Genomic DNA, 13,431 nt, shown 5'->3' on the forward strand with positions numbered 1-13,431 from the left:
CCGGGGAAGTCCGGCGAATACGCTCTCCGGGTCGGTATGAGTAGACTGCCTAGGTATGAAGGCGGATAGCTTGCGAGGTCACCTCGACGCACTGCTGCTGGCCGTGCTCGACGGCCGGAAGCTGCACGGGTACGCGATCATCGAGGCCCTCCAGCTGCGCAGCGAAGGTGCGCTCGATCTGCCCACCGGCACCGTGTACCCGGCGCTGCGGCGGCTGGAGCGGGCCGGCTATCTGGCCAGCGAGTGGGACGTCGTGTCCGGCCGCAAGCGCCGCACCTACCGCCTCACCCGCTCCGGGCAGCAGGCATTGGCCGCCGAACGTGCCGAATGGCACGAGTTCACGACGGTCATCGGGGGAGTGCTGGGAGGCGGCGCATGGGCGTGACGGAGGCTGGCACGAGCCATAATCGCGAAGCTGCTGGTGGCAGCCGACCGGGTGCGGGTGTCCCGCATGGCACGGAGGCTGGCGTGAGCCACAATGTCCCGCAGGGCATCGAGGGGTACCTCACGGAGCTGGACCGGACGCTGTCCGGGCCCGCTTCGGCGAAGGCGGATCTGCTGGCGGAGGCGCGCGACGGGCTGCACGACGCCGCCGAGGCCTACCGCGACGGTGGCTGGGAGGCCGCCGAGGCCGAGCATCGCGCCGTCGCCGAGTTCGGCCCTGTCCGCGTCGTCGCCCGCGAGTACCAGGCCGAGCTCGGGATGCAGATGGGCATCCGCACGCTGTGGCAGCTCATCATCGGCGTCCCGCTCATGCAGCTGGCCTGGGACATGGCCCGCATTCTGACGTTCGGCGACTGGACGAAGCTGGATACGCCGACGCCGTCCTGGTACGGCTTCGTCGCCCACTTCACGCACGGCGCGGTGTTCGTCGTGCCGGTGCTCGGGCTCGGGCTGCTGGCCGGGATGCGGTGGCATTCCCGGAAGATGGACGGCAGCAGGCTCGTGCGGATGTCGGCGCGATTGATCGTCGTGGCCGTCGAGTTCAACATGCTCTCGGTCGCGTTGCTGATCATCGCGACCGGCATCGTGGACGCCGGCAGGCTGTTCCTGACCGTGCCGTGCGGGTTGCTGATGCTGGCCTGGGTGGCACTGAGCGCGCGTCTTGTCGTGCTCGCGCGACGTTCCTGGGGTGGGTGTGCCACGATCGTGGCGTGACGACCGCGCTGATCTACCTCGTAGTCATGCTGCTGGTGGCTGCCGTGGTGTTCCTGCTCGCCGCCGTCGTGTTCGGACGGGGTGAGGAGCTGGCGCCGCTGCCGCCCGGCAGCTCGCCGACCCGGCTGCCCGCCGAGGACATCACCGGCGCCGACGTCGGGGACGTGCGCTTCCAGCTCGTGCTGCGCGGCTACAAGATGTCCGAAGTGGACTGGGTGATGCGCAGACTCGGCACCGAACTGGACGAGCTGCGGGCGCGGGTGGCACAGCTCGAGGCCGCGCGGGAGGAGTCGGCGCCCGCGGTGTCTTCCCCGCACGAGGGCGCTCAGTGACCGACCTGGTGCTGTCGGTCGACGTCGGCGCGTCCGCGGGCACCACCTGGCTCGCGCTCACCGACTGGGCCCGCCAGGGCGAATGGATGCTGGGCACGAGCGTCAAGGTCGTCGAGGGCAACGGCCGCAGTGTCGGGACGAAGCTGGCGGCGTTCACCGGGATCGCCGGGATCGGCTTCACCGACACCATGGAGATCACCGGCTGGGAGCCGCCGGTACGGTGTTCGGTGCGGCATCTGGGGTCGCTGGTGCAGGGCACCGGCGTGTTCCAGGTGGTCGCGAAGGGCGCGAACCGCTCGGCGTTCGTCTGGGCCGAGCACCTGCGGCTGCCGTTCGGGCTGGTGGGCAGGCTCGGCTGGCCGGTGGTGCGCCCGGCTTTCGCGCTGGGGGTGCAGCAGTCGCTGCGCCGGTTCGCGCGGTTCGCGGAGGATTATTCGGTGGGGGATCGATGAGTTCGCTGGTGGGTACCGACGGCGTCGCGCGGTGTTCGTGGGGGAATTCGGCGCCGGACTACGCCGAGTACCACGACACCGAGTGGGGCGTGCCGTTGCGCGGGCAGGACGCGCTGTACGAGCGGCTGTGCCTCGAATCGTTCCAGTCGGGGCTTTCGTGGATCACGATCCTGCGCAAGCGGGAGGCGTTCCGGAAGGCGTTCAGGCGGTTCAAGCCGTCGGCGGTGGCCCGCTTCACCGATGACGACGTCGAGCGGCTGATGCAGGACGCGTCGATCGTGCGGAACCGGGCCAAGATCCAGGCCGCGATCACGAACGCGCGGGCGATCGCCGCGCTCGATAGGCCGTTGGACGATCTGCTGTGGTCGTTCGCGCCCACGAAGCACCGGCGTCCACGCACGATGGCGGACGTCCCGGCCATCACCGAGGAGTCGAAGGCGATGGCGAAGGAGCTGAAGAAGCGCGGCTTCGCCTTCCTCGGCCCGACGACCTGCTACGCGCTGATGCAGGCCACCGGCATGGTCGACGACCACGTCAAAGGCTGCTTCCGTGCGTGCTGAAGTGCCGTAAGGCCACCTTACGGGCGTCTGACGCCCGTAAGGTGGCCTTAACGGCACTCGCGCTACTTGCCCTGGAAGTTGGGTCGGCGCTTGGCGACGAAGGCCTCGACGGCTTCGGTGTGGTCGGCGGTGGAGCCGAGCGCGGCCTGCGCGGCGTCCTCGGCGGCCAGCGCTTCGTCGAGAGTGGACTCCGCGGCGACGGTGAGCACGTGCTTGATCTTCGCGTAGGCCACGGTCGGCCCACCGGCCAGCTTCGCGGCGACGGCCTGGGCCCGCGCGGCCAGTTCGTCGTCCGGGACGACCTCGCCGACCAGGCCGAGGCTCAGCGCTTCGGCGGCGTCGACGGTGCGCGCGAGGAGCATCAGCTCGGCGGCGCGGCCGTAGCCGATGAGCCGCTGCAGCGTCCACGACGCGCCCGAGTCCGGGCCGAGGCCGACGTTGGCGAAGGCCATCAGGAACGACGACGACGCGGCGGCGATCCGGAGGTCCGCGGCGTAGGCGAACGCGGCGCCCGCACCCGCGGCCGTGCCGTTGACCGCGGCGATGACCGGCTTCGGCATGTCGACGATCGCGCGGACGATCGGGTTGTAGTGGTCCTTCACGGTCCGTAACGGGGCGGGGTCGCCCGCTTGGAGCAGCCCGACGTGCTCCTTCAGGTCCTGCCCGGCACAGAACGCCTTGCCCGAGCCGGTGAGCACGACGGCGCGGACGGCCGGGTCCGCCGCGGCCTCGCGCAGGGCGGCGAGCAGCGTCTCCTTGAGCTCGACGGTCAGCGAGTTGTACGCCTGCGGCCGGTTCAGGGTCAGGGTCCGCACGCCGTCGGCGTCGGCGGTCAGCAGAACCTCGGATGTGGTCACGGAAACTCCTTCGGCGAAAGCGGTCAGGGGGAGTCTTTCAGTCCCGTGGGCGGCATACCAGCACCGATGCTCCCCGCAAAAGATCGGTCCGCGTTCGCGCCCGCCCGCTGATGAGGGACAATGGACAACAGACCCGGCTGGCTTTCACGAGCGCGACCCGGGCGCGCCGGTTGAGACGGAGGGAGCACGCTATGGCGGCCATGAAGCCCCGGACCGGAGATGGTCCCCTCGAAGTGACTAAGGAGGGGCGGGGCCTCGTGATGCGCGTACCGCTCGAGGGTGGTGGGCGCCTCGTCGTCGAACTCTCCGCGGAGGAAGCGAAGGACCTCGGCGCCGCATTGCAGGAGGTCACTGGCTAGTTCGCTCCGAAATCCCGTCCGTCCGACGTACCCCGGTCTCCCTCGGAGGCCGGGGTCGTGGTTCCTCTGCACCCGGAGGTTGCTCACTGTGCGTAACCCGCTACCCCCTGTTCCGACTAAGCTGCCCGAGATCGAGGTCTCGGATGGCCCCCGGCGCGGTGCCCCGACGGTGCTGCTGATCACGGCGCCGGGGGAGGAGGATCAGACGCCGGAGTTCGGCGGCCTGCGGGTCACCGGCAAGGCGGGCGAGGTGCGGGAACTGCCCGGTTCCGGCCCGCGCTGGGTCGCCGGGGTCGGTGACGGTTCGCCGAAGCAGTACCGCAAGGCGGGCGCCGTGCTGGTACGTGCCGTCGACGCCGCGCTGGCCGCGGACGTCGAGAGCGGTGAGAAAGCGTTTCGCGCGGTGCAGGTCGAGCTGCCCGAGGAGGCGTCGGGCGAGCACGTCGAAGCGCTGGCGATGGGCCTGCTGCTCGGGGGCTACCGGTTCTCCGTGACGTCCGATGACCCGAAGCCGTCGGTGCGTTCTTTCCGCATCCTCACCCGACACGAGCGGGCTGTCCCGGCGTACACGGAACTGGTGGAGCGCGTACGCGATCTCGCTGCCGCGTCGGCGCTCGCGCGGGATCTGGCGAACACGCCGTCGAACGTGAAGAACCCGGCTTGGCTGGCCGACACCGCGGCCAAGGTCGCCGGCGCGGAGCAGGGGCTCACGGTCGTGGTCCGCGACGAGAAGTGGCTGGCGGAACAGGGCTTCGGCGGAGTGCTCGCGGTCGGCGGCGGGTCGGCGAGCCCGCCGCGGCTGATCGAGCTGGAGTACCGGCCGCGCGGCGCGTCCGCCCATCTGCTGCTGGTCGGGAAGGGCATCACGTTCGACACCGGCGGGCTGTCGATCAAGCCGGCGGACGGGATGCACCTGATGCGCACCGATATGGCGGGCGGCGGCGCGGTCATCGCCGCGGTGCGGGCGATCGCGGCGCGGCGCCTTCCGGTCCGGGTCACCGCGCTGGTGCCGTCCGCGGAGAACCACGTCTCGGGTTCGTCGTACCGGCCGGGCGACATCGTCCGGCACTACGGCGGGAAGACGACCGAGGTCGGCAACACCGACGCCGAGGGGCGGATGGTGCTGGCCGACGCGCTGGCGTACGGGATCAAGCGCTTCAAACCGGACGCCGTCGTCGACGTCGCGACGCTGACCGGCGCGATGAAGGTGTCGCTCGGCCTGCGGACGGGCGGGCTGTTCTCGTCGTCCGACGAGCTGGCTTCGCGGGTCGTTTCGGCCGGTGAGCGGGTCGGCGAGGCGTGGTGGCGAATGCCGCTGACCGAGGACTACGCCGAGCTGATCCGCGGCGAGCTGGGCGACGTGCGCCAGGCGCCGGGCGGCCCGGGCGGGATCACCGCGGCGCTATTCCTGCGCGAGTTCACCGCCGGCCTGCCGTGGGCGCACCTGGACATCGCGGGCCCCGCGCGAGCGGACAAGACCTACGACGACGTCGTCCCCGGCGCCACCGGCTTCGCCGCCCGCACCCTGGTCGAACTCGCCGCCTCCTACACGTGAGCCAAAGTCCGTGAAGGCCTCTTACCGGCGTTGAGCGCCGGTAAGGAGGCCTTCACGGCCCGGCGCTGGGAGGCGGCGGGAGCAAGGGACCTTTGCTATCGTTTGGCGACGAAACCGCAGGTCAGAACAGGGGTGCGGCGGTCAGGACGTGATCGCGGAAGCCGGCGACGGCGGGTGGCAGCTGCTCGTGCGCCCGCCACGCGAGCCCGACGGTCCGGCGCACCGGCGGGACCAGCGGCACCTCCGCGACCCCGGCGGGCGTGCCCGGTTCGAACCGGGGCAGCAGCGCGACGCCGAGCCCGGCCGCGACGAGCCCGCGCACGGTGTCGGACTCCTGCCCCTCGAACGCGATCCGCGGGGTGAACCCGGCGGCCGCGCTCAGCTCGTCGGTCATGCGGCGCAGGCCGTAGCCGTGTTCGAGGAGCACGAACTGTTCGTCGGCCAGTTCCGCCATGCGCACGCTCGACCGCCGCGCGAGCCGGTGCGTGGCGGGGACGGTCAGCAGGATCTCCTGTTCGGCGAGCAGCACCGAGGCCAGCGTGGGGTCGTCCGGCAGCGGGGCGATCAGCGCGAGGTCGAGTTCGCCGTCGATGAGCCGGTCGAGCATGTCCTGCCGCGAGCCCTGGACCAGGGTGAACCGGACGCGCGGATGCCGGGCCCGGTGGTCGCGCAGCATCGTGGGCACGATCGACCGGCCCATCAGGTGCAGGAACCCGAGGACGACGTGCCCGGTCTCGGGGTCGATCTCCTCGCGTGCCCGCCGCGCTCCCGCTTCGACGTCGGCCAGTGCGCGTTCGGCGGCCTCGGCCAGCAGCTCGGCGGCCCGGGTGAGGCGGATCCCGCGTCCGTCGTGGACGGTCAGCGGCGTGCCCAGCGACTCGCCGAGCGCGGCGACGCGCCTGCTGACCGTCGGCTGCGGGACGCCGAGCAGCTCCGCCGCGCGTGTGATGTTCCTCGTCTTCCGGAGCGTGGTGAGCAGGAGCAGCTGCGGCGCGAGCTGGGCAGTCAGGCTTTCATACTCCATCGCATGGATTATGGGCCATGGACGTATTGGACGTATTGATTAGCCGGGCTTACTTTCCGGGGTGTGACCACCGCAGCGCGCTCCGCAGTGTCTTCCGCCAAGACGTCCCGGCGGGTCAAGATCGCCGTCGCCGCGGCGGGGATCTCCTCGTTCGCCCTGCTCTACGCGCCGCAGCCGGTGCTGCCGCAGCTCGCCGTGGAGTACCACCTCGATCCGGGAAGCGCGTCGCTCGCGGTCAGTGTCGCGACGGGCGCGCTCGCGATCGCGGTGCTGCCGATCGCGGTGCTGTCCGAGGTGATCGGCCGCCGCCCGATGATCCTCGGCTCGGTGATCCTTTCCGTGGTCTTCGGTCTGCTGGTACCGCTCGCGCCGTCGTACCCGGCGATGCTGGTCGTACGTGCCCTGCAGGGTGTGGCGATCGCGGGCTTCCCCGGTGTCGCTGCCGCTTACCTGGCCGAACGGCTCGGCAAGGCGGGCGTCGCCGCCGCTGTCGGCGCGATGATCGCGGGGAACACCATCGGCGGCATGCTCGGCAGGCTGGCCAGCGGTTTCACGGCCGACGCGCTGGGCTGGCGCGGCGCGATGTATGTCGTCGCCGGGGTCAGCCTGCTGTGCTCGGCCGTCACGGTGGTCACCCTGCCCCGGACGTCACACCGGGTGTCAGGGGAGCAAGGGACCTTTGCTATCGCTTCGCGGGGCCTCGGGAACCAGCTGCGGCAGGTCGCTTCGGGGCTCGCGACGGCGGTGCGGCGTCCGGTCCTGCTCGCGCAGTACGCGGTCGCGTTGCTCGCGATGGGCGCGTTCGTGGCGCTGTACAACGCGGCCGGCTTCCGTCTCACCGGCGAGCCGCTGGACCTTTCGCCCGCGATCGCGTCGCTGGTGTTCCTGGCCTACGCGCTGGGCTCGGTGTCCTCGGCTGCCGCCGGGCGTCTGATCGCCCGCGTCGGCCGGACTCGCGCGCTGATCGGTTCGTTGCTGCTGACGCTCGTCGGGGCCGCCCTCACCCTGCCGGACTGGCTACCGCTGGTCGTGCTGGGCTTCGTCGTCCTGACGGCCGCCTTCTTCTCCGCGCACGCCGTCGCGAACGGCTGGGCCGCGGCCGAGGCGCCCGACGGCTCGCGCGGGCAGGTGTCCGGGCTGTACACGCTGTCGTACTACCTGGGCAGCAGCGTCGGCGGCGCTGTCGGCGGGTACGTCTACGGGCATGCCGGCTGGTCGTGGCTGATCGGCGCGGTCGCCGTCTGGCTGCTGCTGGCGGTGCTCGCGGTCGCCACCGGAGCCACCCGGACCTCGCGCGCGACGGCCGGACAGGAGCAAGGGACCTTCGCTCACGTTCGTTAGTGCACTAATGGTTGGCAGGCCAAGGGACGATAGCAAAGGTCCCTTGCTCCCTTTTCGCAGGTCAGACGCACCGCTCAGCTGGCGGCGGCCACCAAGAGCCCCCCGCCGACCGGGAGCAACGCGGGCACCAGCCGCTCGTCCTCCCGGATCGCCCGCGCGACCTCCCGCAGGCCCATCGTCTCGGGATCCCGCCGCGCCGGGTCGAACATGCGCCCGTCCGCCAGCACGTTGTGGAACGCGATGATCCCGCCCCGCCGGAGCAGCGCGACGCCCTTTTCGTAGTAGCCCGGGTACTCCATTCTCGCGGCGTCGACGAACACCAGGTCGTAGCCGCCGGGGGTCAGCCGGGACAGGACGTCGAGCGCGCGGCCGATGATCAGCCGGGAGCGGCCCGGCGGCAGCCCGGCCTCGGTGAACGTCCGCCGGGCGGCGCGCTGGTACTCGGGTTCGATGTCGATCGAGGTGAGGACGCCGTCCGCGGCCATCCCGCGGAGCAGGCAGAGGCCGCTCACGCCGGTACCGGTGCCCACCTCCACCACGGCCCTCGCGCACAGGGTCGCGGCCAGGAAACCCAAGGTCGCGCCCGCCGCCGGGCTCAGCGGCTCGCAACCGAGCTCGTCCGCGCGCGCCCGCGCGGCGGCCAGTACCTCGTCATCGGGCAGGTACCCATCGACGTACTCGGTCTCGGCGGGACCGGTCGCCGAGGCCGCATGCGTCCCGGAGTTCACGCAGGGAGGTTAGCGTTGCTTGTCGATAAATCAGCGCAGACTCCCTGGTAAGCCCGCTGGCGACTTCTCAGATAGTTCTCAGTCTCGTCTCACTAGAACCATAAGGAGACACGACAGACTCAGTCTCGTAGATACGGGAACACCGTGCCGATGGCCCGCGTTGGGTGGAGTAGTTGGGAGACACGCTGATGGAGGTGCCTGCTCCGCCGATGCAGAACGCCGTTTCGGACATGCCGGAGGTCAAGCCGGTGACAGTCGGTTCGCCGGACCAGGGGGAGGCGGCATGGACGCCCCCGTCCTGGGACGAGGTCGTGCGCGAACACGCCGACCGCGTCTACCGGCTCGCGTACCGGCTCACCGGGAACACGCACGACGCCGAGGACCTCACGCAGGAGACCTTCATCCGGGTCTTCCGGTCGCTGGCCTCCTACAAGCCGGGGACGTTCGAGGGCTGGCTGCACCGCATCACCACGAACCTCTTCCTCGACATGGCGCGCCGCCGCTCGCGAGTGCGCATGGAGGGGCTGCCGGAGGACACCGACCGGATCGTCGGCGACGACCCGAGCCCGGAGCAGGTGTACTCGAACACGCACCTCGACCCGGACCTGCAGGCCGCGCTCGACGAGCTGCCGCCGGAGTTCCGTGCCGCGGTCGTGCTGTGTGACGTCGAAGGCCTGTCGTACGAGGAGATCGGCGCGACGCTCGGTGTCAAGCTGGGCACCGTGCGCAGCCGGATCCACCGCGGCCGCCAGGCGCTGCGCGCGTCGCTGGAGCGTCGTCGCGCGGTGGCCCAGGAATCTGCGAAGGTGTCGGTATGACCGCACCGCGCTGGGGCCTGCCCGAGTCGCATCTCCTGCCCGACGCCGTAGTCGCGTTCGTCGACGGTGAACTGTCGCTCGGGGCGATGGACAGGGCGGCCGCCCATATCGCGCGGTGCGCGAGCTGCGCGGCGGACGTCACGGCGCAGCGGCAGGTGGTCGCCGCGGTCAAACGCGCCGGGGAACCCTCGATGTCGGCCGGATTCCTGGCCAGCCTCCGAGCCATCCCGGAGCAGACCGAGCTGCCCAGCGCCCCGGACAACCTGGCGGTCACGGCCGACGGCCAGCTCGTCGCGATCCAGCGTCCGGACAGGGTCGCCGGGCTACGGGAGACCGGTGTGCTCGGCGGGACGGCGCCGATCGGTTCGGCGGCACCGCTGGGCCAGTCCCCGAACGTCCTGGGTGGCGGCCGCATGGGCGGCGCGCGGAAGCGGGCGGCACAGGGGGCCGGTGTGGTCGTCTCCGGTCTGGTGCTGAGCGCGCTCGCGCTGGTCGGGACCTCCGGGGACAGCGGGAGCGACGCGGGCACGGATCCGGCGAGCAAGGCGCCGCAGAACGCGAACCTGCTGCCCGCGCGGATGGCGGTGGCCCCGTCGTCGCAGTTGCCGACCCCGGCGCCGACCTCGGTGACCCCGGTCGCACCGGCTGCGCACGCGCCCGCCGCGGCACGCTGACGGCGTTGACGATGAGGCGCTGACAGGCATTTCACTGCCGTTTCGGCAGACTCGGTGCCCGAGGCTTGGGTATCGTCACGCCCAGCCACCGATCTTGAGCCCCGGGGAATGATGACCGAGCAGCAGCCGAACACGCACCCGCCCCAGTCCGGTACGGCTGGCGAGGATCGGCTGGCCCCGCGCCCGCTGGACCGCCCGGCGGTCGATCCGGCGCAGGCGGCCACGTTCGGGCGGCCGCACGGCGTCGACGGCGCCTTCGACAAGCTGTACACGCCCGGCACCACGAACGGCAGGACCACGCCGCCGCTGGATCTCGCCCCGCCCACGCCGGAATCCCTCGCCGAGGCATTCCGGCGTCCGCCGGGTGCCGAAGGCGTGGTCCTGGAACGGCCTCGTGAGGCCCCGGCGGGCTCCGACGGTGGCACCGAACCTCCACTGTGGACGGAAACGTCCGATCCGTGGCGTGATCCCGCCGCGGGCGCGGTGCTGGCCGGTCCGGCGGAGCAGGCCGAGGCGGAGGACAAGCCGGGGCGTCGTCCCGCGGGTGCGTTGCTGAGCCTGCCCGAGGTGTTGTTCGGCAGGCGTGTCCAGCCGAAGGCACTGGCGCTGCTGGGTGTGGTGGCGCTGCTCGTCGGCGCGGTCGGCGGGCTGATCGGCTGGTGGATCGCCGACACCGGGAGCGAGCTCACCGGTACGGCGACGATTTCCGAGGCCGAGGCGGCGAAGGAGCGGCCGGCGGGCTCGGTCGCGAACATCGCCAAGCGGGTATCCCCGGCCGTGGTCTCGCTGGAGGTGTTCAAACCCGGCGGCAATTCCGGCGAAGAGGGCTCCGGCGTCGTGATCGACCCGCAGGGCTACGTGCTCACCAACGAACACGTGATCTCCTCCGCGGTCGCGGACCAGGCCGTGAAGATCACCGCGGTGTTCGTCGACGGCACCCGCACCGAGGCCAAGGTCGTCGGCGCGGACCAGAAGACCGACCTCGCGGTGGTGAAGGTCAGTGTGACCAATCCGACCGTGCTGCAGATCGGCAAGTCCGCCGACCTGCAGGTGGGCGACTCGGTGATCGCCGTCGGCTCCCCGCTGGCGCTGCAGAACTCGGTGACCGCCGGGATCGTGAGCGCGCTGAACCGCCCCATCACCGCGGGCGGCGACAATGGCGCGCCGCCGGTCACCTACGAAGCGATCCAGACCGACGCCGCCATCAACCACGGCAACTCCGGCGGCGCGCTCGTCGACTCGACCGGTGCGCTGGTCGGGATCAACTCGTCGATCCGGTCGTCGGGCCAGGACGGCGGCAGCATCGGCATCGGCTTCGCGATCCCGAGCGACTACGCGATCAAGATCGCCAAGGCGCTCATCAAGGACGGCAAGGTCGCGCACGCCGACATCGGGATCAACGCGTCCTCGACGGTGGCCGGGTCCAAGACGATGGGTGCCCAGGTCAAGAACGTGGCGCCGGGCGGGCCCGCGGCGAACGCGGGCATCAAGGAAGGCGACGTTGTCACCAAGATCGGCGGCAAGCTGGTCCGCGACTCCGCCGAACTGATCGTCGCGGTCCGCGCGCACAACGTTGGCGAGGTCGTGCCCGTGCAGGTAGTGCGTGACGGGGCGTCACTGGTCGTCGACGTGACGCTGGTTTCGGACTGACAGAGGACTCGTCCGCGGGCTGCCGGAGCGGGGTTCCGCGCAGGTACGCTGGGCGGGTAGTCACCGACGCCGGAGGTTCACGGGTGTTCGAAAGTGTCGGCTGGGGCGAGATCCTCGTGATCATCATCGCCGGCCTCTTCATCCTCGGCCCCGAACGGTTGCCGGGAGCCGCCTCCTGGCTGGCCAAGAGCGTCCGCAAGGTCCGTGAGTTCGCCAGTGGCGCGCGGGAACAGCTCCGGGAGGAGATGGGCCCCGAGTTCGAGCAGCTGCGCAAACCCCTGGAAGATCTGCGCGGCCTGCGCAACTTCGACCCGAAGCGCGTGGTCACCCAGCACCTGTTCGACGGCGACAGCGACCCGCTCGGCATCACCGGCTTCAAGAACGACATCAACGGGACGAATGGCGTGAACGGGACCAACGGTGTGAACGGCACCAACGGCTCCGCGAAGCCGAACGGCTTTCCCGCCGCGAGCACTCCGCAGGCCGAGCCCCTCAAACCCGGCGAACGTCCCCCGGTCGACCCCGACGCCACCTGATCCCGACTCAGTTCTTGCGAAGGTCACCTTGAGGAACCTGAGTTCCCTGAAGGCGGCCTTCAGCGCGTCCTGACCCGCCCGAGGGGAGCAGGGGACCTTTACTCACGCTTGTGTGCTGAGCACAACTAACGATAGTAAAGGTCCCCTGCTCCGTCCCGGCGATAGCAAAGGTCCCTCGCTCCCGTTCCCGGGGCGGCTCATGCACCGCGGTCGCACCGTGCACGTCGGAGAGAGCTCAGCGGCGCCCGGTGGGGGTGACGTTGAGCATCATCCCGGCCAGCCCGCGTGCCCGGACGGTCAGCTTCGACGCCGCCTCGCGCAGCACAGCCGACGCCGGGGCATCGGGCGCGGCGAGCACCAGGGGAGTCCCGGCGTCGCCCTGTTCGCGCAGCCGCGGGTCGAGCGGGACCTGGCCGAGCAGCGGCACCTCGGAGCCGACCGACTTCGACAGCGAGTCCGCCACCGTCTGCCCGCCGCCCGAGCCGAACACCTCCATGCGTTCCCCGGACGGCGTTTCCAGCCACGACATGTTCTCGATGACCCCGGCCACCCGCTGACGCGTCTGCAGCGCGATCGCCCCGGCGCGCTCGGCGACCTCGGCGGCGGCCTGCTGCGGGGTGGTGACCACCAGGATCTCCGCGTTCGGGATCAGCTGTGCCACCGAGATCGCGATGTCGCCGGTGCCCGGCGGCAGGTCCAGCAGCAGGATGTCGAGGTCGCCCCAGAACACGTCCGCGAGGAACTGCTGCAGCGCGCGGTGCAGCATCGGGCCGCGCCACACGACCGGCGTGTTGCCCGGGGTGAACATGCCGATCGAGATGACCTTCACGCCGTGGGCCTGCGGCGGCATGATCATCGTGTCGACCTTGGTCGGCTTCTCCCGCGCGCCCAGCATGCGCGGGATCGAGTGGCCGTAGATGTCCGCGTCGACCACGCCGACGGACAGCCCGCGCTCGGCCATCGCGGCGGCCAGGTTCACCGTCACCGACGACTTGCCGACGCCGCCCTTGCCGGACGCGACGCAGTACACCCTGGTCAGCGAGCCCGGCTGGGCGAACGGGATGACCGGCTCGGCGGCGTCGCCGCGCAGCGATTTCCGCAGCTCGGCGCGTTGCTCGTCGCTCATCACGTCGAGTTCGACGCGGACGTCACGCACTCCGGGGAGCTTCGCCACCGCTTCGGTGGTGTCCTTGGTCAGCGTCGCCTTCAGCGGACAGCCCGCGACGGTCAGGTAGATGCCGACCTTGACGACCCCGTCGTCACCCACCTCGACGTCCTTGACCATGCCGAGGTCGGTGATGGGTTTCTTGATCTCCGGGTCGTACACGTCCTTCAGCGCGTTGCGGACGTCGTCGACGCTGGGGAGCTGCTGTGTACTGGTCACCCA

General features: G+C 70.9%; 16 protein-coding genes. 12 read left to right on the forward strand and 4 right to left on the reverse strand.

What is annotated here, in order from left to right:
* Window positions 1–55: 55 nt before the first annotated feature.
* From ACFWY9_RS18095 to ACFWY9_RS18115, 5 genes are all read left to right on the forward strand, one after another.
* Entirely contained in the window at window positions 56–385 is a 330-nt protein-coding gene (locus tag ACFWY9_RS18095) for a helix-turn-helix transcriptional regulator (protein ID WP_378327950.1), read from the forward strand.
* Window positions 386–468: 83 nt separating this feature from the next.
* Entirely contained in the window at window positions 469–1,158 is a 690-nt protein-coding gene (locus ACFWY9_RS18100) for a permease prefix domain 1-containing protein (RefSeq protein ID WP_378327949.1), read from the forward strand.
* Window positions 1,155–1,490 (forward strand): DivIVA domain-containing protein, encoded by a 336-nt coding sequence (locus ACFWY9_RS18105; protein WP_378327948.1) that lies wholly within the window; start codon window positions 1,155–1,157, stop codon window positions 1,488–1,490. Before ACFWY9_RS18100 ends, ACFWY9_RS18105 begins: the two co-directional genes overlap by 4 nt.
* Window positions 1,487–1,942 carry an SRPBCC family protein gene (locus tag ACFWY9_RS18110; RefSeq protein ID WP_378327947.1) on the forward strand — a complete coding sequence of 152 codons (456 nt, stop codon included), beginning with the start codon at window positions 1,487–1,489 and terminating at the stop codon, window positions 1,940–1,942. Before ACFWY9_RS18105 ends, ACFWY9_RS18110 begins: the two co-directional genes overlap by 4 nt.
* The gene (locus tag ACFWY9_RS18115) at window positions 1,939–2,502 is read left to right on the forward strand and encodes a DNA-3-methyladenine glycosylase I (RefSeq protein ID WP_378327946.1); all 564 of its coding nucleotides are present in this window, start codon (window positions 1,939–1,941) and stop codon (window positions 2,500–2,502) included. Before ACFWY9_RS18110 ends, ACFWY9_RS18115 begins: the two co-directional genes overlap by 4 nt.
* 62 nt (window positions 2,503–2,564) lie before the next feature.
* On the opposite strand, the gene ACFWY9_RS18120 is transcribed toward ACFWY9_RS18115, so the two are convergent.
* Window positions 2,565–3,359: an enoyl-CoA hydratase-related protein gene (locus tag ACFWY9_RS18120; protein WP_378327945.1), complete on the reverse strand. Its 795-nt coding sequence runs from the start codon at window positions 3,357–3,359 to the stop codon at window positions 2,565–2,567.
* A gap of 191 nt (window positions 3,360–3,550) precedes the next feature.
* Here ACFWY9_RS18120 and ACFWY9_RS18125 point away from each other — a divergent pair, with 191 nt between their 5' ends.
* Together ACFWY9_RS18125 and ACFWY9_RS18130 are read left to right on the forward strand one after the other, a co-directional pair.
* The gene (locus ACFWY9_RS18125) at window positions 3,551–3,718 is read left to right on the forward strand and encodes a DUF3117 domain-containing protein (protein WP_005155393.1); all 168 of its coding nucleotides are present in this window, start codon (window positions 3,551–3,553) and stop codon (window positions 3,716–3,718) included.
* A gap of 88 nt (window positions 3,719–3,806) precedes the next feature.
* Window positions 3,807–5,273 carry a leucyl aminopeptidase family protein gene (locus ACFWY9_RS18130; protein WP_378327944.1) on the forward strand — a complete coding sequence of 489 codons (1,467 nt, stop codon included), beginning with the start codon at window positions 3,807–3,809 and terminating at the stop codon, window positions 5,271–5,273.
* A 121-nt stretch (window positions 5,274–5,394) separates the two neighbouring features.
* Here ACFWY9_RS18130 and ACFWY9_RS18135 read toward each other — a convergent pair whose 3' ends face one another.
* Window positions 5,395–6,297 carry a LysR family transcriptional regulator gene (locus ACFWY9_RS18135; protein WP_378327943.1) on the reverse strand — a complete coding sequence of 301 codons (903 nt, stop codon included), beginning with the start codon at window positions 6,295–6,297 and terminating at the stop codon, window positions 5,395–5,397.
* 63 nt (window positions 6,298–6,360) lie between these two features.
* Between ACFWY9_RS18135 and ACFWY9_RS18140 the strand changes: the two genes are divergently transcribed.
* A complete protein-coding gene (locus ACFWY9_RS18140) occupies window positions 6,361–7,638 on the forward strand; it encodes an MFS transporter (protein WP_378327942.1) in 1,278 nt (425 codons plus the stop codon).
* A 74-nt stretch (window positions 7,639–7,712) separates the two neighbouring features.
* On the opposite strand, the gene ACFWY9_RS18145 is transcribed toward ACFWY9_RS18140, so the two are convergent.
* Window positions 7,713–8,366, reverse strand: a complete 654-nt coding sequence (locus ACFWY9_RS18145; RefSeq protein WP_378327941.1) for an O-methyltransferase — start codon at window positions 8,364–8,366, stop codon at window positions 7,713–7,715.
* A gap of 188 nt (window positions 8,367–8,554) precedes the next feature.
* Between ACFWY9_RS18145 and sigE the strand changes: the two genes are divergently transcribed.
* The 4 genes from sigE to tatB all read left to right on the forward strand — a co-directional run bounded on the left by sigE (window position 8,555) and on the right by tatB (window position 12,044).
* Window positions 8,555–9,184 (forward strand): RNA polymerase sigma factor SigE, encoded by a 630-nt coding sequence (sigE, locus tag ACFWY9_RS18150; protein ID WP_378327940.1) that lies wholly within the window; start codon window positions 8,555–8,557, stop codon window positions 9,182–9,184.
* Window positions 9,181–9,858 carry an anti-sigma factor family protein gene (locus tag ACFWY9_RS18155; RefSeq protein ID WP_378327939.1) on the forward strand — a complete coding sequence of 226 codons (678 nt, stop codon included), beginning with the start codon at window positions 9,181–9,183 and terminating at the stop codon, window positions 9,856–9,858. The genes sigE and ACFWY9_RS18155 overlap by 4 nt, the downstream gene beginning before the upstream one ends.
* 111 nt (window positions 9,859–9,969) lie before the next feature.
* A complete protein-coding gene (locus ACFWY9_RS18160) occupies window positions 9,970–11,508 on the forward strand; it encodes a trypsin-like peptidase domain-containing protein (RefSeq protein ID WP_378327938.1) in 1,539 nt (512 codons plus the stop codon).
* Window positions 11,509–11,591: 83 nt separating this feature from the next.
* The gene (tatB, locus tag ACFWY9_RS18165; protein WP_378327937.1) at window positions 11,592–12,044 is read left to right on the forward strand and encodes a Sec-independent protein translocase protein TatB; all 453 of its coding nucleotides are present in this window, start codon (window positions 11,592–11,594) and stop codon (window positions 12,042–12,044) included.
* A gap of 235 nt (window positions 12,045–12,279) precedes the next feature.
* On the opposite strand, the gene ACFWY9_RS18170 is transcribed toward tatB, so the two are convergent.
* A complete protein-coding gene (locus tag ACFWY9_RS18170; protein WP_378327936.1) occupies window positions 12,280–13,428 on the reverse strand; it encodes an Mrp/NBP35 family ATP-binding protein in 1,149 nt (382 codons plus the stop codon).
* Between the last annotated feature and the right edge of the window lie 3 nt (window positions 13,429–13,431).

This window comes from Amycolatopsis sp. NPDC059027 (genome assembly GCF_042739735.1).
Taxonomy (GTDB): domain Bacteria; phylum Actinomycetota; class Actinomycetes; order Mycobacteriales; family Pseudonocardiaceae; genus Amycolatopsis.